Annotated in this window: 16 protein-coding genes; 9 read left to right on the plus strand and 7 right to left on the minus strand. The window is 61.4% G+C overall.

Translation table 11 applies throughout. The annotated features are described in order from the left end of the window. From ABEA02_RS00005 to ABEA02_RS00030, 6 genes are all read right to left on the minus strand, one after another. Window positions 1-2064, minus strand: a 2064-nt coding sequence (locus ABEA02_RS00005) for a retention module-containing protein (protein WP_345530760.1), incomplete at its 3' end; no start/stop codon positions are given. 148 nt (window positions 2065-2212) lie between these two features. Further along, on the minus strand, window positions 2213-2839 hold the full coding sequence (locus ABEA02_RS00010; protein WP_345530761.1) for a response regulator transcription factor: 627 nt from the start codon (window positions 2837-2839) through the stop codon (window positions 2213-2215). A 12-nt stretch (window positions 2840-2851) separates the two neighbouring features. Then, complete coding sequence (locus ABEA02_RS00015; protein ID WP_345530762.1) at window positions 2852-4228, minus strand: HlyD family type I secretion periplasmic adaptor subunit; 1377 nt, start codon at window positions 4226-4228, stop codon at window positions 2852-2854. After that, entirely contained in the window at window positions 4225-6411 is a 2187-nt protein-coding gene (locus tag ABEA02_RS00020) for a type I secretion system permease/ATPase (RefSeq protein ID WP_345530763.1), read from the minus strand. Before ABEA02_RS00020 ends, ABEA02_RS00015 begins: the two co-directional genes overlap by 4 nt. A 21-nt stretch (window positions 6412-6432) precedes the next feature. Continuing rightward, a complete protein-coding gene (locus ABEA02_RS00025) occupies window positions 6433-6747 on the minus strand; it encodes a hypothetical protein (RefSeq protein WP_345530764.1) in 315 nt (104 codons plus the stop codon). 252 nt (window positions 6748-6999) lie between these two features. Beyond that, window positions 7000-8613 carry a phospholipid carrier-dependent glycosyltransferase gene (locus tag ABEA02_RS00030; protein ID WP_345530765.1) on the minus strand — a complete coding sequence of 538 codons (1614 nt, stop codon included), beginning with the start codon at window positions 8611-8613 and terminating at the stop codon, window positions 7000-7002. Between the two features lie 275 nt (window positions 8614-8888). Here ABEA02_RS00030 and ABEA02_RS00035 point away from each other — a divergent pair, with 275 nt between their 5' ends. From ABEA02_RS00035 to ABEA02_RS00075, 9 genes are all read left to right on the plus strand, one after another. Next, window positions 8889-10679 carry an ABC transporter ATP-binding protein gene (locus tag ABEA02_RS00035; protein ID WP_345530766.1) on the plus strand — a complete coding sequence of 597 codons (1791 nt, stop codon included), beginning with the start codon at window positions 8889-8891 and terminating at the stop codon, window positions 10677-10679. 164 nt (window positions 10680-10843) lie between these two features. After that, window positions 10844-12310 (plus strand): pectinesterase family protein, encoded by a 1467-nt coding sequence (locus ABEA02_RS00040; protein WP_345530767.1) that lies wholly within the window; start codon window positions 10844-10846, stop codon window positions 12308-12310. 337 nt (window positions 12311-12647) lie between these two features. Beyond that, the gene (locus ABEA02_RS00045; RefSeq protein ID WP_345530768.1) at window positions 12648-14156 is read left to right on the plus strand and encodes a pectinesterase family protein; all 1509 of its coding nucleotides are present in this window, start codon (window positions 12648-12650) and stop codon (window positions 14154-14156) included. Window positions 14157-14214: 58 nt separating this feature from the next. Further along, complete coding sequence (locus ABEA02_RS00050; RefSeq protein ID WP_345530769.1) at window positions 14215-15342, plus strand: pectate lyase; 1128 nt, start codon at window positions 14215-14217, stop codon at window positions 15340-15342. A gap of 133 nt (window positions 15343-15475) precedes the next feature. Beyond that, window positions 15476-16948 (plus strand): pectate lyase, encoded by a 1473-nt coding sequence (locus tag ABEA02_RS00055; RefSeq protein ID WP_345530770.1) that lies wholly within the window; start codon window positions 15476-15478, stop codon window positions 16946-16948. Between the two features lie 131 nt (window positions 16949-17079). Next, the gene (locus tag ABEA02_RS00060; RefSeq protein ID WP_345530771.1) at window positions 17080-18141 is read left to right on the plus strand and encodes a pectate lyase; all 1062 of its coding nucleotides are present in this window, start codon (window positions 17080-17082) and stop codon (window positions 18139-18141) included. A gap of 101 nt (window positions 18142-18242) precedes the next feature. Continuing rightward, window positions 18243-18959 carry a discoidin domain-containing protein gene (locus ABEA02_RS00065; protein ID WP_345530772.1) on the plus strand — a complete coding sequence of 239 codons (717 nt, stop codon included), beginning with the start codon at window positions 18243-18245 and terminating at the stop codon, window positions 18957-18959. 238 nt (window positions 18960-19197) lie between these two features. Further along, complete coding sequence (locus ABEA02_RS00070; RefSeq protein WP_345530773.1) at window positions 19198-20307, plus strand: pectinesterase family protein; 1110 nt, start codon at window positions 19198-19200, stop codon at window positions 20305-20307. A gap of 236 nt (window positions 20308-20543) precedes the next feature. Next, window positions 20544-21287, plus strand: coding sequence for a PEP-CTERM sorting domain-containing protein (locus tag ABEA02_RS00075; RefSeq protein WP_345530774.1), 744 nt, complete (start codon window positions 20544-20546; stop codon window positions 21285-21287). A 69-nt stretch (window positions 21288-21356) separates the two neighbouring features. Here the strand turns inward: ABEA02_RS00075 and ispH are convergent, their stop codons facing one another. Then, window positions 21357-22295: a 4-hydroxy-3-methylbut-2-enyl diphosphate reductase gene (gene ispH, locus ABEA02_RS00080; protein ID WP_345530775.1), complete on the minus strand. Its 939-nt coding sequence runs from the start codon at window positions 22293-22295 to the stop codon at window positions 21357-21359. Between the last annotated feature and the right edge of the window lie 14 nt (window positions 22296-22309).

The raw sequence follows: 22309 nt of genomic DNA on the forward strand, positions 1-22309 counted from the left end.
ACCGGAGATCGTCACGCCATTCGAGAACGCGGCGTTGGTCAGGGCGGAGGTGTAGTCCGTGCCGCCACCCGTGGCGGTCACATCGGCGAGCGACAGGGTGTAGGTCGTTGCGACGCTGGAGGCATTCGACAGCGTTACCGTATGCACGATGGCGCTGGCTTCTGTCGCGCTATTGCTCGTGACGGAGGCAATCGTCGGTGCGGCGTCGTCGTCGGTGATCGTGCCGGTGCCGATTGCGCTGGTGTTGGTCGTTGTGCCGGCCGTGCGCGTCGCTGTCAGCGTGAAGGTTTCGTCTGGCTCGTCGACGTTGTCGCTGGTGATCGGCACCCGAACGAGCACCGGGCCTGTCGAGCCGGCAGCCAGCGTGCCACTGCTGCTACTGACCCAGGTCGTACCCCCATTCGTGGAGACCTCCATCGAACTGGTGTAGTCGCTGCCCGCTGTGGCTGTGCCGTTGGCAAGCGTGAGGTTGAAGCTGGTGGCCGTGGCGCTTGCATTCGAGAGCGCGACCTGGAAAACGGCGAAGCCGCCGTTTTCTGCAACGGTCGGACTGGAGACGGTCAGCGTCGGTGTGTTGTCGTTGTCGACAATGGTCGTCGTCACGCTGCCCGCGGCACCGCCGGAAAGTGCGAGGTTCTCGAAGTTGCCGCCGCTGGCCGACACGAGGCTGACCGTGAAGCTTTCGGCACCTTCGGCGAGCGCATCATCGATGGTCGCGATGGTGAAGTTCGCACTGCTGCTGCCAGCCGGGATGGTGACCGTAGTCGTGCCGTTGAAATCGCTGCCGTTGGCGGCCGTGCCGCTATAGCTGAGCGTGACGGTGACGGCTGTCTGTGCGGCGCTCGTCAGGGACAGGGCGTAGCTGCCGCTGGCGCCTTCCGTGATGCTTGCTGCACCAGTGAGCGACAGCGTTGTGGTGTTCAGGGTGTCGGTGACGCTGGTCGTCGCAGCGGTAGGGCTGATCGTGACCGCTTCGAAGTTGCCGCCTGTAGTGGAACTGATTGTGGCAGAGACCGTGCCGGCGTCGATGTAGACGTCTTCAGTTGGCGCTGCAACGGAGACGGTGCCCGTGCTGCTGCCCGCGGCAATGTTGATCGTGGCGCCGGTGGACAGCGTGACGGTCATGGCTGTGCCGGCCGGGTTGGACAACGACGCGGTATAGACGATGCTGCCGCCTTCGGCCACCGACGGCGTGGCGCTCAGCGAGACGGTGGTGGCGTCGGCGTCGTCGACGACGTTGACGCTGATGGGTGCGGGCAGCACATAGGTCGTGAAGTTGCCGCCAGTTGCGCTGGTCACACTGGTGGTGACAACGTCGGTGCCTTGTACGTAGGAGTCGTCGGCGCGCACGGTTTGCGGTGCGCTGGTCGCCGAAGTGGCGCCAACCGGAATGGTGACCGTCATGCCGTTGCTGAGCGTGACGACCAGTGGCGAACCGGTGGGTGCGCTGCCCGAGGTGACGGTGTAGACGATGCTGCCGCCTTCGGTGATCGTGGCGGCAGCGACCGAGATGGTGACCTCGTTGGGGTCGAGCGGCTTGGCGGGTTGCTCTTCGCGTGCAGCAGGTTCGTTGGCGGCGCCCGTGGGCAATTCGTCGGTTTGCGGCGGGCCATCGTTGGGGCGTTCGAAGCCCAGCGGGCTGATGTCTTCGACGATGCGCAGCAGGCGCACGAAGCCGTGGCCGTTGTCTGCACCGCCACCGGCGAGACCGGCGGCAGGGGCTTCAAGGTCGGCGAGCGGATCCTGGCCGGCATTGAGCGCGGCGATGATGCGATCCGCTTCGGTGCTTTGCTGGGTGATCGCTGCTTCGCTGCGATCAGTCGGTGTCTGGGTGACGACGCTGTCGTCGATGCTGACCGTACGGTCGCTGCCGATATCGACAAGGCCGCCGTCGCCGCGCTTGATGCTGACGTGTGCGCCAGACGCCGTCACGATGACCTGTCCTGCGCCGACGTGGTCGCCCACGCGCAGGGCGACGAGGCGTCCGTCAGCCATGCGCAGCCATGCCTGGCCATCGATGCGCTGGATCGTGCCTTGTTGGGCGGGGTTGTTGGTTTCAGCCATTGCAGGGACTCCGGTCAAAGGTCGGGAGAAGTCGGAAAACGGAACTTCTCTTTTAACGGTCAATGAACCGGAGACTAGAGCGATGCAAGGCGGGGCGCATCGTACCCGGGTACTAGGGGTTATCCGCTGCGGCGTGAATTTGTGTGACTTACTTCACGCCATGCACGCGCAGGGCGAGCTGCAGACGGTCACCGAGCTGCAGCTTCTCGAAGACTGTCGTGAGGTGCGACTTGACCGTGCGTTCGGTGATGCCGAGTTTTTCGGCGATCACGAGGTTGGATTCGCCATTGGCGGCAAGCTGAGCGACCTCGGCTTCGCGATCGGTCAGCGAGCGGCGCCAGCTCTGATCGGGTCGGCGCGGCAAGTTCTCGCTGACACCTCGCAACAAGCGCGTCAGCAGGCTGCGACCGACCCACAGTTCGCCTGCGGCAACAACGTCGAGCACTTGCAGCAGGGTCGCTTCGTTGGCGTAGGTGTGGCAGTAGCCGGCGGCACCGGCTTCCATGGCGCGAATGCCTTCGGTGTCGTGCGGTTCGCTGCTGGCCACGATGATGGAAAGGTGGCCACACCAGCTGCGCCAGCGTGCGTCCTCCCAGGCGGGCAGTGCGGCGCAAGCGGTATCGACGAAGACGAGACTTCCGGTCGGCAGACTGCCCAGCTCGCCCGTGCTGCCCAGTCGATGCGCTTGCCAGCGTTTGTCGAGGTTGTGCATGCGCCGTGCGACCGTATCGTCATCGGTCAGCAGGTAGAGGGCGGGAAGGTCCAGGCGACGCATGTGGTGGTCTTGTCAGCGCTCCGTCATGGCACGTTCGTGCGCACGCAGTACGGGCTTGAGCAGGTAGCTGAGGATGGACTTCTTGCCGGTCAGGATGTCGACTTCAGCGACCATGCCGGGGATGATCGGCAGTTTCTCGTGACCCAGGGTAGAGGAGGCGGTGCGCACGCGCACGACGTAGTAGGTGTTGCCTTTCTCGTCGGTGATGCTGTCTGCACCGATGTGTTCGAGCGTCGCTTCGAGTCCGCCATAGATGGAGAAATCGTAGGCGGTGAACTTGACGAGGGCTGCCTGACCCGGGCGCAGGAAGGCGATGTCGCGCGGTGAGACACGAGCTTCCAGGACGAGAGCGTCGTCGCTGGGCACAACTTCGATGATGTCCTTGCCGGGCTGAACGACGCCGCCAACTGTGTTAACGAAAAGTTGCTTGACTGTGCCATTGACGGGCGAACGGATATCCGATTGCTTGACGCGGTCGGCGAGGCCGACGCTGCCCTCGGACAGGCGCGAGAGCTTGGCCAGGGTGTCAGACAGCTCAGTGCGTGCGAGGTTGCGGAAGTTGATCTCGACTTCCTGGATCTTGCGCTGAGCCTCGCTGATGGCGGCCTGGATGCGCGGGATCTGTGCGTTGGCAGAGTCGCGCTCGCCACGGTAGCGGCCTACATCGCGTTCGAGGCGCAGCAATTCGACTTCCGAGACCGCACCGGTGCGGATCAGCGGGCGTGTCTTGTCCAGCTCGCTTTGCGTGAGGTCCATGCTCTGCGCGGCGTTGTCTCGGCGCCCACGCATCTCGATGAGCTCCTGCTGGCGCTGCTCGAGTTGCTGGCGCGCGATGCCGAGGTTGGCGTCGAGTTCGCTGCGCTTGGCGTTGTAGAGGCTGCGTTCTTCCTCGACCGAGGCGGCAGCTTCGGATTGCACTTCGGGCGGTACTTCGAAGGGTTTGCCGTCGGCCAGTGCACGTAGCCGCGCGGCCTTTGTCTGCAATGAGAGATAGTCGGCACGGTTTTCGTTGAGCGTGGAGACGAAGCGCGTCGGGTCAATCTTCAGCAGCAGCTCGCCCGCTTTTACCGTTTGACCTTCTTTCACGAGAATTTGCGAGACCATGCCCCCGTCCAGGCTCTGGATGATCTGCAGTTGGCGTGAGGGGATGACCTTGCCGTCACCGCGTGTCACTTCGTCGAGCTTGGCAAAGGCGGCCCACAGGATGACGACGCCGACGAACGCGAGTGCAAACCAAACGACGATGCGTGCGCCGCGCGGTGTCTGGTTGTTCAGCGTCCACTCCGCATCGGCATCGAAGTCGTCTTCGGCGTGGCGAGCGAGGGGCTCGTGGCGATCGAGCGCTTCCTTGATGTGCAGTGTGAACCAGGCGAGGAATCCGGACTTCATGCGGCCCTCCCGATGCGGCCATGCTGCAGGGCTTCGACAACCTGGGCCTTGGGACCGTCGGCGACGATGGCTCCGTTGTCGATGACGATGATGCGGTCGACGAGGTCGAGCAGGGATGTGCGATGCGTGATGAGCAGGACGGTTTTGCGCGTGGCGTAAGCGCGCAGGCGCTGTTTGAGCTGTTCCTCACTCTGGTGGTCCATGCTGGCACTGGGTTCGTCAAGCAGCAGGATGGAGGGGTCGCTCAGCAGGGCGCGGGCGATGGCGACGGCTTGCTTCTGACCGCCGGACAGGGATTCGCCACGCTCGCCGATCAGCATGTCGAAGCCTTGCGGATGGGCATTGACGAATTCGGATAGACCGGCGAGTTCGGCTGCGGTGATGATGGCGTTGTCATCGGCAAAGGGGGCTCCCATGGCGATGTTCTCGCGCAAGGTGCCGTAGAACAGGGTCGAGTCCTGGGCGACGAAACCGATGGCCCGGCGCAATTCGGCCGGGTCGATCTGGCGTGTGTCGATGCCGTCGATGAGTACCGAGCCATCGGTGGGGGGGTAGAGGCCGAGAATGAGCTTTTCGAGTGTGGTTTTGCCTGAACCGACGCGACCGATGACGCCGACCTTTTCGCCAGCCTTGATCTTGAAGCTGATCTTGCGCAGCGCTTTCTGCTCGCGGCCGGGGTAGGCGAAGCCAACGTCCTTGAACTCGATGTCGCCATTGAAGTGGGCGCGATGCACAAAGGGGGCTCCCTCGGGGCGCTCGACCGGTAGCTGCATCTGATTCTCGAGTGAGGTCAGGCCGGTGCGTGCCCCCTGGAACTGCATCATCAGCCCGGCGACCTGACCGAAAGGCGAGATGGCGCGGCCCGACAGCATGCTGGCGGCAATGATCGCGCCCATCGAGATCTGGCCCTCGGAGAGCAGGTAGACGCCCAGCATGATTGTCGTGATGTTGACCAGCTGCTGTACGGTGGAGGAGAAATTGACCGTGCCTGACGAGAGGAGGCGCGTCTGTGTGCTGACCTGGGCGATGAATTGCGTGGCGCGCTCCCAGCGGCGCTGGAATTCTCCTTCAGCGCCGAGTGTCTTGATGGTTTCCAGCCCGACCAGGCTCTCGATGAGGGTGGCGTTGCGTTGCGCACTGGCGCGATAGGTGGTTTCGGTCAGTGCGTGCATGCGTGCCTGCGTTATCCAGGCGGTACCGATGATGAGGATCATGCCGATGACGGTAGGGATCAACATCCAGGGGGAGAGCCACAGCAGCACGAGCAGGAAGACCAACACGAAGGGCAGGTCGATCAGGGCGGTGACGGTGGCCGAAGCGACGAAGTCGCGCACGCCTTCAAAGGACTTGAGGTTGGCCGAGAACGAGCCCACGGAAGCGGGGCGCGATGACATGCGCATCCCCAGTACGCGCTCCATGATGAGGGCGGAGAGGCTGACGTCGACGCGCTTGCTGGCAGTGTCGATGATCCAGGCACGCACGGTGCGAAGGACCAGGTCGAAACCCAGCATTATCAGCGCGCCGATGGAGAGTACCCACAATGTATCGAAGGCGTGATTGGGCACCACGCGGTCGTACACGTTCATGGAGTAGAGAGGGATGATGGTGGCGAAGATGTTGACCAGCAGGGCGGCCAGCAAGGCGTCGCGGTAAAGGCGCCAGTTGGCGAAGATGGCGCTCCAGAACCAGTGCTTTCCCGCCGAAGGACGTACTTCCGGTGTGCGGCTGTCGAAGCGGAAGCGCGGGCGTACGATGGCCATGGTGCCGTTGTAGCGCGGCAGGAGTTCGCTGATGGGCATTTCGACCAGCTCGTCAGGATTCTCGGGCTCACGGATGACGCACAGGCCATTGCCGCGTCGTTCGACCAGAAGGCAGGCGCCACGGTCCTTGAGTAGCAGCACGACGGGTAGCTGGCGGGGTTCGATACGCAGAAGCTCGCGGCGCACCATGCGTGAGTTCAGACCGGCGCGGTTGGCTGCGCGGGCGAACTGCGAAGGTGGCAGCAGGTGATCGACGCGCGGCAGACCCGCTGCGAGCGCCTCGGCCGTCCAGGGCTGGCCGAAGTCGCGGGTGAGCATCACCAGGCATTCGATCAGGGGGTCGACGTGAGTCGCATGCGGATTGACCTGCCAGCCGGGAGCCCGGGAGCGGGTGGGGTCGAACGTGCGAGCGGTTTCGGTCATGGCAGGCGGATGGTGTCCTGGTCAGATGACGTCGCGGTCGCCCAGCAGGTCCAGTGCGCCGTTGAGACGGCGGCGCATGTCCTTGCGGGCCAGCAGTTTGCGTTGGGCTTCAGGAGGCAGGTCGGTCAGGCGCAGTACGCCTTTTTCAATCAGCACATCAATGAGGTCTTCCATGACGCGAATGAAACTGGCGTCGAGGCCGGTGAATTCGTCGGCCTGGGCAAAGAACTCCCGCAGCTCGGGGTGCGTTCCGGGAAGGAACTCGTCGTTACCCAGCTCAGGTGATTCCAGCAGGGCGACGATACGCCCCCCGGCATTTCTGCGTACATACGGCATGGCTGCTCGCTTTGCAAGGGACAGCGGAATTTAGCATTCGCGGACGTGACTGGCGCCGGGCAGTTTGTCAGGCTCTGTTTCTGCTACGACGGCCGTGAAGGGTGTCACGGTTTCCCCGGAACACAGGGCGACTGGGAGCTTAACGGCAGCCGCCCCGCCGGGCTTGAGGCCGGGCGGGGCGGGCAGTCGTTCAGCATCCCTGGGGTTTCAGGGGTGGCAAGGGCAGTTTATCGCGCAGTAGTTCAGCCGGTTTTATTGGCAATCGACGATATGGCTGAAGATATTGCGGCGCTCGCACTGGCTCTTGGTGAGGGGCTGGTGATTGGTCAGCGGCAGGAAGAACTGGTTGGTGCCGATGATGCACAGCGCCAGCACGATTGCCGAGCCCACCCGTATGCGGGCTGTCGCCTTGTGCAGGTTGCACAGGTACTGCCAGCACAGCACGACCAGGATGTAGGTGATCAGCAGGCCGATGAAGTAGTGATACAGGTACATCACGCGCTGCGTGCCCAGGTAGAGGTGCAGCAACATGAAGACGCCGTACAGGCCGGTGAAGAGCTCGATGTAGGTATAGGTTTTCTGGTCGCTGACCGGCAGCTTGTTGAGCCGGTGGTTCATGATCAGCATCAGCGAGTAGATGACGGCGGCAAGGCCCAGGAACCAGCTGAACTGGTTGCCGGCGAGCTGGACGTAGCGGGTGAAGCCATCAGCCGAGTCCCAGCGGTAGTTGATGGTTTTGTGGTGCCAGAGCCAGTTGGAGGGGTGGGAGCCGTTCTCGCCGGGTTTGCAGACGTCCAGCTTGGGTACGCCCAGGTGGTCCTTGTCCATGAACTTGAAGTAGTCGCGACCAACGCTGGCGACGAGGCCCGGGGTGACGGCGCCGCCTTGTGTGACGTACTCCTTGTAGATGGGCGACATGTTTTCCAGATCCTGCTTGCCGGCGGAGCTGGCCGGGTCGGGCATTTTTGTGCCGATGGCCGTGTGCAGGCTGAAGACGATGCCGAAAACGACAAGGATCGCAAGGATGGTGCTGCCCGTCTTGAGGAGGAAGTCCAGCGGGCGTTCGGAGAAGGGGGTTTCCTGCGTGAAGGCGTCCTTGAAGTAAAGGACGGGGAACATGATCAGCAGCAGGGCAGCATTGATCTTGACCATGATGGCCAGACCGCAGAGCGCGCCGAGACCGGCGTAGTCCATCCAGCGCAGGGGTTCCTCACGTTTCCACAGGCGTACGAATTGCCACAGCGCCGCGATGCAGAAGAACATCTGGAAGCTGTCGAGGTGCACCGCGCGGAAATGCACGATGTAAGCGTTCTCGAAAAGGTAGAGCGTCGAGAACAGCAGGGCCAGCAGGCGGTTGCCGGTCAGAGAGAACATCAGGCCGAAGAAGAGCAGGCCGGCGGCGGCGGCAAACAGGCTTGGCATCAGGCGCATGCCGAAAAAGCTGAAGCCTGCAGGCATCTTGTCGCCGTTGATGTACTTGTCGACAACCAGTTGCTGTTTGTCGATGTTTGCGTTCGCACCGCTGAGCTTTTCGCCGACTGCGATCAGCATCAGCCCCAGCGGGGGGTGCGGCTCGAAGTGCGCGATGCCATCGATGTAACGTTGTGCGGACGTCATATGGTAGTTCTCGTCCCAGAACGGGTAGGGCGGCTGGTCTTCGCCGGCGACGAAGTTGAAATAGCCGAGGATGGCGACGAGGATGACGCACAGCAGGGTGCGCACAAGTGCCGGCAGGGCGGCGATGGTGTCCAGCATCGGTTGCACGGGCTTGAGCCAGCTGGATGTTCCGGAGGACGCGGTGTCAGGTGCGGCGGCGGCCGGTGCAGGAGTGTTGCTGGCCGGAGGCGCTTTCCGGGGTTTTGCCATGATTTCCTCGGGGTCTGGAGCAGGTAGCTTGGTGGATTGGACTTCAAACGGTGCGCGAGTGTGCAAGCCGTGAGCGGGCGGTGTCAATGTGCTGCGGCGTCGGTGCCGAGCCGGCAGGCGAGTGGCAGGCAAACAGGCAGGCGCAGGAGGTGGTCTGACAGATTTCTGGCTGCACCGCAGCACGATCTAATATCTCTGTCATGCGGCCGTTAATACGGTTGTCGCGCGTCCGCAACAGACGGTCGCCGGTCTCTCAGCCCACAGGAAGCACAGCAATGCCCCATTCGCCCAGCCCCAGCGGAAGTCCAGGCCTGGAGGCTCGTTTCTCGTTCGCCGACCTGCCGCGCGCGCTCTGGTACTTCCTTGCCGCAGAGCGCTGGACCTACGTTGGATTCCTCGCGGTGCTGCTGGTCAGCCTGGCGTTCCCCCTGGTGCCGCCATTCATCATCGGGCTGATCGCCAATTTTCTCATCGACGTCGTCAAGGCGCCGATCGGCAGCGTGTCCATCACGCCGCTGTTGTGGATGGCCTGCGGGCTGGGCATTGCACACGCTACGGTTGCCATGGTGCGCCTGTCGGCCAAACGCATCCTTGGCCGCATCAGCCTCAATGCGCGCTACCGCGCCAAGGTCTGGGGCTTCGAGCGGCTGCTTGACTCGTCGCTGGCCTGGCACCAGCAGGAGAACACGGGCAACAAGGCACAGCGCATCCTGACTGGCGCAGAGGCCGTACGCGAGTGGACAGGTGATGTGCTCAACAACTTCTTCCCGGCAGTGGTGGTTTTCATCGGTTCGCTGATTGCCTGCCTGATGCTGCACCCGGCTTTCATCCTGTTCTTTGCCTACTACCTCGGTGTGCTGGCGGCGACCGAGTACTACTTCGACAATCGCATTGCGCGCCTGTCCGACCGCATCAACAAGTCGATGGAAAACGCCAGTGGCAGCTTCGTCGAGAGCGCTTCCAACATCCTCGCCGTGAAAGCCATGGGCGCGGCGGATGGCATGACGGGCAATATTGCGCGGCGCGAGGAACTCGCGCGCGAGTTGTCGTACGAGCGTCTGAGGCTTGGCAACAGCAAATGGATGTGCTTCCAGGCCCACAACGCCATCTGCTGGACCTTCTATCTCGTCGTCATCGGCTGGATGGTGATGCAGGGCAAGCTGGCGGCTGGCTTCTTCCTGACCTACTCGGTGTATTTCGACAAGCTGCGCGATTCGTCAGTAGAGTTCACCGATCGCTTCCAGTTGCTCATCGAGCGCAAATCCAACCTCGCACGCATGATGCCGATCTTCTGGCAGGACAACGCGCTGCAGAAAGGCGACAAGCCTTTCCCGATCGAATGGCGCAGCATCGAGGTGAAGGATGCCGTATTCCGTTATGGCGACAGGCCGGCCGTGGGCCCGCTGACACTGTCCGTGGCGCGTGGCGAGATCATCGGCATTGCCGGCCACTCTGGTTCAGGCAAATCCACACTCATCAAGCTGTTGCTGGGGCTCTACCACATCGAGCAGGGCAGCCTGCGCATCGGTGAAGTGCCGGTCAGCGAGATCCGCCACGAGGCCCTGACGGCGAATGTAGCTGTGGTGTTGCAGGAGACCGAGATGTTCAATTTCTCGCTCAAGGACAACATCACGATGACGCGGGACATCTCGCCGGAGTTGCTGCAACGTGCCTGCGCAATTGCCTGTCTCGGTGACCTCATCGCCCGCCTGCCGGATGGCCTCGACACCATCGTTGGCGAGCGCGGCTATTCGCTGTCAGGCGGCGAGCGCCAGCGTGTGGGCATAGCTCGCGCCGTTTGCCGCAATGCGCCGGTGCTGTTGCTTGACGAGGCCACCTCGGCCTTGGACTCTTCGACCGAGCAGAGGGTCATGGAAGGCCTGATGACCGAGTACGGCAATGGCCGCACCATGGTCATCGTCGCGCATCGCATCAGCACCTTGCGCGAAGCCGACCGTATCTTCGTGTTTGAGAAGGGGCTGCTGGTCGAGCAAGGAGCTTTCCGGGAGCTGGCTGACGATCCGCAGACCCACTTCGGCGCGATGTACGCCATCCAGCAAGCCTGAAGCCATCCTCGGCTGCGCATTTGACGATTTTGTTGATGTCTGTTGCGTTGCGTAGTGACTCTCGTTTGTTACCGGTCTACTGTCGCGCCAGCGGTAAATGAGACCGCCCACATAAGCGATGAGGTCGTGTTCTCGTCGCCATAATTCCAGACTGGAGACAAGCAATGTTCCGCATCAGCCTCGCAGGCGCTTTGGCGTTTGCCATGGTTGGTGGCGCTTTTGCCGCCACCGACTACCCATCCGGTTACACCAAGTGCGTCCAGAACACCGGCGCAACCTGCACGATGTCTGGCACGCGTTCGACTGCGCTGGGCAAGTCTGGCGAGTTCGTCTACGCCACCAAGACTGGCAGCTTCGTGTGCTCGAGCAGCAACTTCCCGAGCAACAGTTTCACGACCAGCGCCTGGTGTTCCTACGCCAGCACCACGACGAGCTCCAGCAGCGTGGCCTCCTCGGTCGCCAGCAGCGTGGCCTCCTCGGTCGCCAGCAGCAGTGTTGCCTCATCAAGCTCGTCCAAGGCCTCGTCTTCGTCGAGCAGCGTCGTTGCGTCGAGCTCCTCGTCGTCCAAGGCCTCCAGCTCGTCTTCGGTGACCACCAGCGCACCGGCTTCGACATCTACACGCCCGCAATTGAGCGCCGCGGTGGCTGCCGAATATACGGTTGCCAAGTTCCTCGGCAGCTGGACGCCGGCTGCCATCAGCACGCCGTCGTCGCCCAACTACACCGTGGGCGCCAGCGCAACCTACAAGACCGTGCAGTCCGCCATCAATGCGGCGATCAATGCAGGTGGCTCGACCCGCAAGTACATTCTCGTCAATCCCGGCACCTACAACGAGATGATCTTCGTGCCTTCCGGCACGCCGATTACCCTGTATGGCACGGGCGACGCGAGTGCCGTGAAGATCCAGATCGCCACCAGCGCCTTGCAGACCGGCAGTGCCTACAAGTCCATGGTGGGTACCAACTTCACGACCGACGGCCAGTCCTGGGTCAACAGCTGCGCCAGCAAGAGCGCCATCGGCACCACTTGCTCGGCAGCCTTCGTGATCAAGAACACGGGCTTCGAGGCAAAGAACCTGACCATCACCAACAGTCGTGTCGAAAGCGGCTCGGGCACCGATCAGGCTGTCGCTGTCTACACAACGGCTGACCAGGTGCACTTCGACAACGTGCGCATGTACGGCAACCAGGACACGCTGTGGATCGACGGCGCTGGCAAGCGGTTCTATTCGGAGAACTGCTACGTCGAAGGCGACGTGGACTTCATCTTCGGTGCCGGCACAGGCGTGCTCGACAACTGCCAGATCAACTACACGGCTGCGCGTGGCAAGAACGGCAGCACTATTGGTGCGCCGAGCACCCAGGCCAGCAACTACGGCATCCTGATCAATGGCGGCTCGATCACTGGTTCCAACGGCGCCAGCGGCGTGGCCTTTGCCCGCCAGTGGCCGCAGAGCAGCTTGTCCAGCCCGATCGGCAAGATGATCATCCGCGGCGCCAACATCACGCTGAGCGTCGACACTTCACGCCCCTGGCGTGACTGGGACAGCTCGCACCCCGCCAACTACGGCTCAAGCAGCTCACCCAATCTTGGCGAATACCTGAACACCGGATCAGGTGCCGCGAAGTAAGCGACCTCCGTACTTGGGAAAAAGGCCGGCGTCTGATGCCGGCCTTTTTCGTTGACTCGCCGAACTTTTGATGGTGCGACGCACAATCCGGTGGTTGTGGATTTGCTCCGGGCTGCTCCACGCCAGTTCTTGTGTTCCCGGAATCGCCCCGGAAAAGGCTGATCCTTGCTCTGATGATTTTGATGTTTTGTGCTGCATGGCGGAACGACTGAGCCGTTTTCAGTGCTTGATTAGTCATCCGGAAATGCTAATTTGACGCCGCCTAGCACAGCCAGCGAGGGTCATCTGTGACCACTTGCACGGTTGGCAAACAATAATCAGTCGTCAGGAGACAGTCGTGAAAGCAAAGCTCGCCCTGAGCGCGGTGCTGTTGTGCGCCGCATTCCAGTCCCACGCCGCCAATCGTCCCGCCGGTTACGTCACCATCTGCAGCGAGGGCAAGACCTGCTCGGTGGCCACCTCCACCAACGTGGCTTTCGGTCGGGCCGACAAGTTCTTCTACAAGGTGCTCGTAGGCAGCTTCGTCTGCAACGAGGCCACTTTTGGCGGCAAAGTGTCGGGCGGCGTGAATGAATGCTCGGTGCCTTCAGGCTCGTCTTCATCCAGCGCACCGAGTTCGTCCAGCTCCTCAAGTTCGTCGAGCTCTTCGAGCAAATCTTCCTCGTCGTCGTCTTCCTCGACACCCAGCTCCAGCAGCTCATCGAGCAGTGTGGCTTCCTCGTCGGGCAGCAGCGGCTGGCCTGCCAGCACGGCAACGCGTCCGCAGCTTACCGACGCTGTCGCTGCCAACTACGACGTGGCGCAGTTCCTCGCCAAGGCTGGCACGTTGGGCTCGCTGGTGACGGATAACTGGAACCCGCGCGCCACGACGATCCAGACGCCTGCCAGCCCGACCTACACGGTGGCCAAGAGTGGTGGCACGCACACAACCATCCAGGCTGCCATCGAAGCCGCCACAAAGTCTGGCGTGACAACCCGCCAGTACATCAAGGTCATGCCCGGCACCTACAACGAGCTGGTGATCGTGCCGCTAGGCCCGACCATCACGCTTTACGGCGGTGGTACGGATCCCTCGCAAGTCGTGATTGCATTGCCCACAGCCGCCAAACTCACCGGCGCGCAATATGCAGCGCTTGGAAACCCGGGTGGCACGGCATTCACCAGCAGCACGCCAGCCTCTATCAAGTCGACTTACGACGCCTGCGCCACCAAGACCAGCAGCATCGGCACGACCTGCTCGTCGCTGTTCGTCGTGACGGCCAATGACTTCGAGATGACCAACGTAACGGTGCAGAACACCTACGACGAGGGTGGTGGCGAGAGCCAGGCTGTCGCGCTGATGGTGGTGGGCGACCGCAACCTCTTCAACAAGGTACGCCTGCTGGGTAACCAGGACACGCTGTACGTCAAGACCACCGCGCTGACCGTGGTGGCACGCAGCTACTTCGCCAACAGCTACATCGAGGGTGATACCGACTTCATCTTCGGTCGTGGCACGGCGGTGTTCGACAACAGCCAGATCCACTTCACGCGTGTGCGCAAGAATAGCAGCACGATTGCCGCGCCGAGCACCGCAACCAGCAACCCCTATGGATTCCTGTTCACCAAGTGCCTGTTCACCGTGGATACCGGGCCCGCAACGGTTTCCTTTGCACGGCAGTGGCCAGAGTCTTCGTCCAGTGGCGGCACGATCGGCAAGGTGATCATCCGCGAGTCGAACATCAGCGCCTACATCCAGAACCCGCCCTGGGCTGACTGGAGCAGCAGCAACCCGGCCCAATACGGGACGGCAAGTGCGCCTTATCTCGCCGAATACCACAACACCGGTGACGGTGCCGCGAAGTAGGGAGTGTCACGCAGCAATCAGCCGGACCAACCAGGCAGCAACAACCAGGAGGCGCACCATGAAATTCAGGCTTTTGCTGGGTACGCTGGCGCTCGCGACGATTTCCACGAGTGCTTCAGCGGCCAACCGTCCGAGCGGTTATGTGACGATCTGTACCGAGGGCAAGACCTGTTCCGTCGCGGCAATCACCAACGTCGCATTCGGTCGTGCCGACAAGTTCTTCTACAAAGTGCTCAGCGGCTCCTTCGTATGTAACGAAGCTACGTTCGGTGGCAAAGTCAGTGGGGGTGTCAACGAGTGTTCGGTACCGTCCGGTACGTCGTCGTCGAGTGCTCCCAGCTCTTCTTCGTCATCGAAGCCGTCCAGCAGCAGCTCGTCTTCCTCCTCTTTGACCTCGTCGAGCAGCTCCAGCAGCGCGACCTCGTCGACGGGCAATCTGGGCTATTACCCCGGCTGCCAGATGCCAACGCCGACCGAAACAGTGCAGCTGTCCGCTACCTATGTCGTGCCTGCTGGTACGACCTTTGATGGTGGCAACAAGCGCTACAACCTGTCGGGCGGTTCGCAGGCTGAAGGTCAGCCTGCCGTCTTCGACGTGCAGGAAGGCGGCTCGATCAAGAATGTCGTGATCGGCACGCTGGCGGCTGATGGCATCCACTGCCTGGGCAACTGCACGCTGCAGAACGTCTGGTGGGAAGACATCGGTGAAGACGCTGCAACGGCGCTCGGACCTGTCGGCACAGTGATGAACATCAACTGCGGTGCCGCCTACAAGGGTTCGGACAAGACCTTCCAGCACAATGGCCGTGGTGAGCTGCGCCTCTCCAACTTTTTTGCTGCCGATGCCGGCAAGCTGTATCGCTCCTGCGGTGATTGCACGGGCAACGGCGGTCCGCGCAAGGTGACGATCAACAACGTCATCACGCGCGACCTGCCGACCATCGTGGGCATCAACAGCAACTTTGGTGACGTGGCAACGATCCGTGGGCTGACGCTCAATAACAGTGGCACCACCAAGACCAAGATCTGTCAGGTCTACAAGGGGGTGGTGAAGGGCTCGGGCAGCACGTCGGCGCTTGGTGTTGAGTTCAACACTCCCAATTGCAACGTCAGCCAGTCTGATGTGACGCTGTTGCCGCCCAGCATCATGAACACCAGTGCTTGCGCGGGCTCGTGCCCGTATTGATTTGTCGTACCAGCCGGGCAGCGTGAGCTGCCCGGTTTGTTTTGCCGTGGCGTCACGCCACACAGAGAGAGCCGCACAGACGGCATCGACATCGGGCCACAGGCCCAGCTACGAATCACCAGGAGACCATCGCATGAAGTCGCATCAGCTTTTGCTGGGTATCGTTGCGCTGTTTGCAGCCAACTTCGCCTCAGCAGCCAATCGTCCGGCAGGCTACGTCACGCTCTGCACCGAGAACAAGACCTGTTCTGTCGCCACCAGTACAAATGTGGCCTTCGGTCGTGCAGACGTTTTTTTCTACAAGACACTCGTGGGCAGCTTCGTCTGTAACGAAGCGACTTTCGGTGGTCGCACGGCCGGTGGGGTCAATGAGTGCTCGGTGCCTTCCGGTACCAGTTCCTCCTCCGCCTCGTCGTCTTCGAAGTCCTCCTCCAGCGTCAGCTCGGTGTCGTCTTCCAGCGTGTCTTCCAGTGTCTCGTCGTCGATCTCGAGCAGCTCAAGCTCGTATTCGACTTCGACGTCCGGCGGCTATGTCCTGACCAATGTCGCCGCATCGGGCGTGGCCACCGCCATCAGCGCAGCGGCATCCAGCCAATCGGCTACGGCGGCAGTGGATGGCAACTTCTCGACCAAGTGGGTGCCTGCCAGCAACGTGGCCGGAAACTGGCTGCAGATCACTTTCCCATCGGCCGTGCAGCTTGGCCGCGTCGTGCTCAGCGAGTCGGGTGAGGGGGTAACCAGCCACGACATTCAGGTTCTGGTTAACGGCAGCTGGGTGACGGTGTCTTCAGGTACAACCATCCGGGCCAACAAGGGGCACGACTTCGCCATCGTCAGCACGAGCGCGGTACGGGTCTTCTTCTCGGCCGTGCAGGCCGGCAAACCCAACATCCTTGAGTTCCAGGCTTACGCTGTGGCCAGCAATGCGCAGGCTTGCGCGCCGGGTAACGTGCTGGTCGATACGGTTGTTGATTGTGGTGGTGTGACCGTGGGTACGACCTGTGCCGGTGGTAGCGAGACGCAGCAACCGGTGTTTACGCTGCGCAATTCGACAATCCGCAACCTGCGCATCAACAAGAACGCGGCTGACGGCATCCATTGCACGGCGGGTCACTGCCGCATCGAGAACACGGTGTGGGAAGACGTCTGCGAAGACGCCGCCACGCTGAAGGATCAGGGGCTGTCGCTGACCATCTCGGGTGGTTCGGCCAATGCGGCGGACGACAAGGTGTTCCAGCACAACTCGGTGATTGCTGGCGGCAGCACGATCAACATCGAGAACTTCCAGCTCTACGGCCGCATCGGCAAGTTGTATCGCTCCTGCGGTGACTGCACGGGCAACGGAGGTCCGCGCTACGTAAAGATCAACAACGTGCAAGTGAATGGCTCGATTGGCACCGTTGTCGGCGTGAATCGCAACTACGGTGACAAGGCCACGATCCGCAACCTGCGCATCTACAAGTGGCAGCCGCCCGATAGTGGTGGCGAGATCTGCATGGAATACAACGGTGTTCAGAAAGGCAGCGGCAGCTCAAGCGAGTTGGGCCTGTTCTTCAACACGGCGACCTGCGATGTCAGCCTGAGCGACGTATCGGGCTTCCAGTAAGCCTGTCAGAGCCACGGAGAGGGCGGCCAGGATCCGCTCTCTCCGCGTAAGCAGCGCTGGCCTGCGGGTTGGCGCTCACTATAGATAGTGCGCCTCGACAGATGGCGTACACCACACACCAGGAGATGGTAATGAAGTACGTGAAGTTCTCTCTGGGCCTTGCGGCCCTGTTGCTGGCGGGTAGTGCATCGGCCGCCAATCGTCCGTCCGGTTACGTGACGATCTGTACTGAAGGCAAGACATGCGCCGTGACGAGCTCCACCAATGTGGCGTTCGGACGTGCCGACAAGTTTTTCTACAAGACGCTCGTTGGCAGCTTCGTTTGCAATGAAGCAACGTTTGGTGGACGCGTCGCTGGTGGCACCAATGAATGTTCTGTTCCCTCAGGCACCTCAACCAGTTCGGTGAGCAGCAGCAAGTCGTCAAGCAGCGTTGCGTCATCCAGCAGCAGCGTTGCCTCTTCCAGCAGTTCAAAGTCCTCGTCTTCGGTTGCTTCAAGCGTCAGCAGCGTACCGGCGAACAGCTGTACGCCGGGTAGTGTGATTACCAACACCACGGTCGATTGCGGCGGTATCACGGTCGGTACGTCGTGCAACGGCGGGAGTGAATCCCAGCTGCCGCTATTCACGCTCAACAACGCCACCATCCGTAACGTGCGACTCAACGCCAATGCAGCCGACGGCATCCACTGCGTAAGCGGTAATTGCCGTATCGAGAACGTGGTATGGGAAGACGTCTGTGAAGACGCGGCAACCAACAAGTCTGAAGGTGGCACGCTCACCATCTCCGGCGGATCGGCCAACGCGGCGGAAGACAAGACCTTCCAGCACAACTCGAAGAACAGCACCACCGTTATCGAGAACTTCAACACCTACGGTCAGATCGGCAAGCTGTGGCGTTCATGCGGTGACTGCTCCAATAACGGCGGCCCCCGTTATGTGAGCGTCAACAATGTCACCATCAACGGAACGGTGACCAGCACGGTCGTCGCGGTCAACCGTAACTATGGTGACAAGGCGACGATTCGCAATCTCAAGGTCAAGGGTCTGACGCGTCCGACAGCCATCACGACCAAGCCACGTATTTGCGAAGAGTGGCTGGGCGTTGAGAAAGGTGGGTCAACGGTGAAGTACGGCGAGTTCTTCAATACGCAGTACTGTGACGTGAGCCCGAGCGACGTCTCGAGCTTCTGATCGAAGATGCCGGGTCTGCGTCTGATTGGCGGGCCCGGTGCTTCTCTTGCATCACGGATTTTCCGGGTGCAGGTCTGACAAAAATTATTTGGAGCAGCAAGATGCGCAAGCGTTCGGGGGTGTGGGCAGCGATTTTGTGGGTTGTGTGTGCGTTCGGCATGTCGAATGGGGCATTGGCGCAGTCGTCATCGTCCAGCAGCAGCCAGCGGCCGGCGACTTTGCCGCCGCTGACATCCGGCTATGTGGAATGTGCCGGCCAGGGCGGCACCTGCAGCTTTACGGGGACGCGTTACGTCATTACCGACAGCTGCTTTGAATACACCTGCTGGTTCTCGAAAACGGTGGCGACTTCATCACATGTCTGCCGCGGCTATCTCTCGATGGGCGTGGCGCGCTGCGCGTACTCGGTGACTACGCTTGGTGCACTCACCGGTCTGACGGCTTCGGCTTCGACGCAGTCCGGCGTGAATCGTGGTGCCGGCAAGGCGCTGGACGGTTCGCTGGATACCCGCTGGGAAGCCAGCAATTCGACGGCCGGTAGCTGGCTGATGATTCAGAGCCCGAAGCCCTTCAATCTCGAAAAGCTGGAAGTGATCGAGTATGGCAACCGCATCCGTGGATACCGACTCGAATACCTCAGTGGTAGCGTATGGACGCCATTGCAGGTGGGGTACGGCCTCGCGGATTCGCCAGTGCTGTTCAACAATGCGGCCTATCCACTACTGACCAGTGCGATCCGGATCGTGATGACTTCGTCATCAGCAGGGCAGCCTTCCATTTCCGAAGTGCGGGTCACGGGGACAGTACCGCAGCCCTGAGTCCTGTCGGCAGGCGCTGGAGGCCTGCCATAACGACTTCACCTGACGGGGGCTGCAAGCCCCCGTTTTCTTTGCACGACTCATCCAGCAAGTGACAGATTCCCGCGGCTTGCGGTGTTGCAGCAAGACTTCTGGTTCGTGCCGTGCTTGAATGGTACCGGTAACAACCGATGGAAGATTGCTAGCCCGGATTTCCATCATGCGTTCCGTATCCACAAACAAGAACACAGGAGACCACATGAACATTCAACAGACTCTGCGTCAAATGACGTTGCTACTGGCGGTTCTGTCTGCAGCGGGCGCACAGGCAGCTACCTCGACAGCGACACGGCCGTTGCTATCCAGCTCCGAGGCTGCGAGCTACACCAAGTCCACCTTTCTTGGCAGTTGGGCGCCTGGCAGCGTAGGTACCACTGCGGGCAACTATGTAGTGTGCTCCAGCTGCACTTACACCACTGTGCAGGCCGCTGTGAATGCGGCTATCAAAGCGGGGGGCTCGACGCGCAAATACATCCAGATCAAGGCAGGAACCTACACCGGGCTGGTGGTGGTGCCGTCTGGCGTGCCACTGACCATTTATGGCGACAGCCAGACGGGTGTGGTGCTGCAGCTCGGTGCGTACTACGCGCAGACTGGCTCGGCCTACAAGTCCATGGTCGGCAACAGCAGCAACTACGGCTCTGCCGCCGCCAGCGCCGTGCAGAGTTACTACAATGATTGCACGACGCGCAGCACCATCCAGACCAACTGCACGGCGACAGTCGTGACCTACGCAAGCAGCCTGCAGATCAAGAACCTCACGATCAAGAACACCTACGGTGAAACCGCCAGCGGCAGCCAGCATCAGGCCGTGGCGCTGCTGAAAAACGGTGGTGACCAGCTGGTGCTCGACACGGTGCGCCTCATCGGCAACCAGGACACGCTGTGGCTGCATGGTTCAGGCACGCGTGCCTATATCCGCAACAGCTACATCGAAGGCGATGTCGATTTCATTTTCGGTGATGCGACGGCTGTCTTCGAGAGCTGCGAGATCCGCTACAACAACTCGCGTACCAGTGCCGGTTTCATCACGGCGCCGAGTACCGAGGCGGGCAAGAAGGGCTTCCTGTTTGTTGGTGGCTCCTTCACCACCACCGGGGGCAGCAACACGGTGTACCTCGGCCGTCAGTGGCCGCAGCATGGTTCCACCACGGGCCAGACCATCATCCGCGACGCTACCCTGGGTGCTCACATCCGTTCCACGGCGCCGTGGGCGGACTGGAGCAGCTCGCAGAAGGCGACCTATGGAAGCTCGGGGGATCGCCGTCTGGCGGAGTACAACAATTCCGGCACGGGTGCCGCCAAGTAGTCCTGCCTGCGTCATCGTCAGAGCCCGCTACGGCGGGCTTTGTCATGTGGCGGCCACCTTCTGCATTGCAGCCGGTGGCCAGTGCGAGCGTGAAATAGTTCCAGCGAGAGTGTCGGCCCCGTTAACAACGTTACGGCATCGATATTTGTGGATATTTGAAATTCAACGACTTTTTGTTGTGGCCCGATTCCTGCGTAACGCTGGTGCAGCACTCACAACAACAAGGAGTTACAACAATGTTCAAGAAGGCAATTCTCGCCGCAACGCTGGGGCTGACCCTCGGCGCTGCACAAGCAGTGCCGGTGCTTCATCAAGGCGGCCAGGGGTCTTACACGACCAATTCTCTGGGCGGCTCTGCATGGAGCACCTTCACGTCGATGATGACCGCACAGCACACGCTGACGACCACAGCGAGCTTCTCCAACCTTAGCCAGCTTGATCTATACGGTGCCGTGTGGGTCAACCAGGAGCTGTACGGATCCCTGTCCGCGTCCGAAGTGAGCGCGCTGACGGCTTATATTTCCGAAGGCCACAAGGTCGTGCTGATCGGCGAAAACAGCTCGTGGAATGCCTGGAACAGTTCGATCATGAGTGTTGTTGGTGGCGCCATGACGACCTCCGATTGCTCGTGGTCCGTGGGTAGCGCGCTGGTCAGCAACAGCCTCACTGATGGCGTGGGCCAGGTGCAGAACATCTGCGGCAGCCAAGTCATTGCCGCTGCGGGCGGCGTGCAAATGCTGTTCAGCAACAACATGGCTGGCCTGTACAAAGTGGGTGCTGGTGAGGCGCTGGTGATTGCCGACAGTAACTGGAACGACAACAGTTACATCAACAGTTACAACAACATCGCTTTCGCACAGAACGTCATTGACTGGCTCGGCGAGCCGCTTGATGGCGCCGTGCCGGAACCGGGTACGCTAGCGCTGCTGGGCCTTGGCCTGGCAGGTCTGCATGCCAGCCGTCGTCGCAAGGCTGCTTGAGGCGGCGGTTCGACCGACAACAAAAAACGGTCCGCATTGCGGACCGTTTTTTGTTGACCAGTGCAAGGGTTATTCCCGCGCCTCCTGCAGCTCCTTGGGGAGCGGGAAGGTCACATTTTCGGTGACGCCTTCCAGCGTGCGAACTGTCTTTGCACCGAGTTCGCGAATGCGCGCGATCACGTCATTCACCAGCACTTCTGGCGCCGACGCGCCGGCCGTTACGCCGATGCGCTTCTTGCCTTCCAGCCACGCGGGGTCAATGCCGGCGGCGTTGTCGACGAGCCAGGCGGGAATGTTGCGAGCCGCAGCGACTTCACGCAGACGATTGCTGTTCGAGCTGTTCTTCGAGCCGACAACGATCACGGCATCGACCTGCGGCGCCATGAACTTCACGGCATCCTGGCGATTCTGCGTTGCGTAGCAGATGTCGTCTTTCTTCGGGCCAACGATGCTGGGAAACTTCGTCTTGAGCGCATCGACGACGACCTGTGCATCATCGACCGACAGCGTAGTTTGCGTCACGTAGGCGAGCAGCTCGGGATTGGTAACCTGCAGCGCTTCGACATCGCCGACGGTCTCGACGAGATACATGCCTCCTTCGGACTGCCCCATGGTGCCCTCGGCTTCCGGATGCCCCTTGTGGCCGATCATGATGATCTCGCGGCCTTGTGCGCGCATCTTGCCGACTTCGACGTGCACCTTGGTCACCAGCGGGCAGGTTGCGTCGAACACGCGCAGGCCCAGCGCCTCGGCTTCGCGACGCACGGCTTGCGGCACACCGTGGGCCGAAAAGATCAGCGTGGAGCCGGCGGGTACGTCGGCGAGGTCTTCAATGAACACCGCGCCCTTGTTGCGCAGGTCTTCGACGACGAACTTGTTGTGCACCACTTCGTGACGCACGTAGATCGGCGCGCCGTGGATGGCCAGCGCGCGCTCGACGATGCCGATGGCGCGCTCGACGCCTGCACAGAAGCCGCGCGGATTGGCGAGAAGGATTTCGGTGTTCATTTCATTCACACAGT

Source organism: Viridibacterium curvum, assembly GCF_039544165.1.
Taxonomy (GTDB): domain Bacteria; phylum Pseudomonadota; class Gammaproteobacteria; order Burkholderiales; family Rhodocyclaceae; genus Viridibacterium; species Viridibacterium curvum.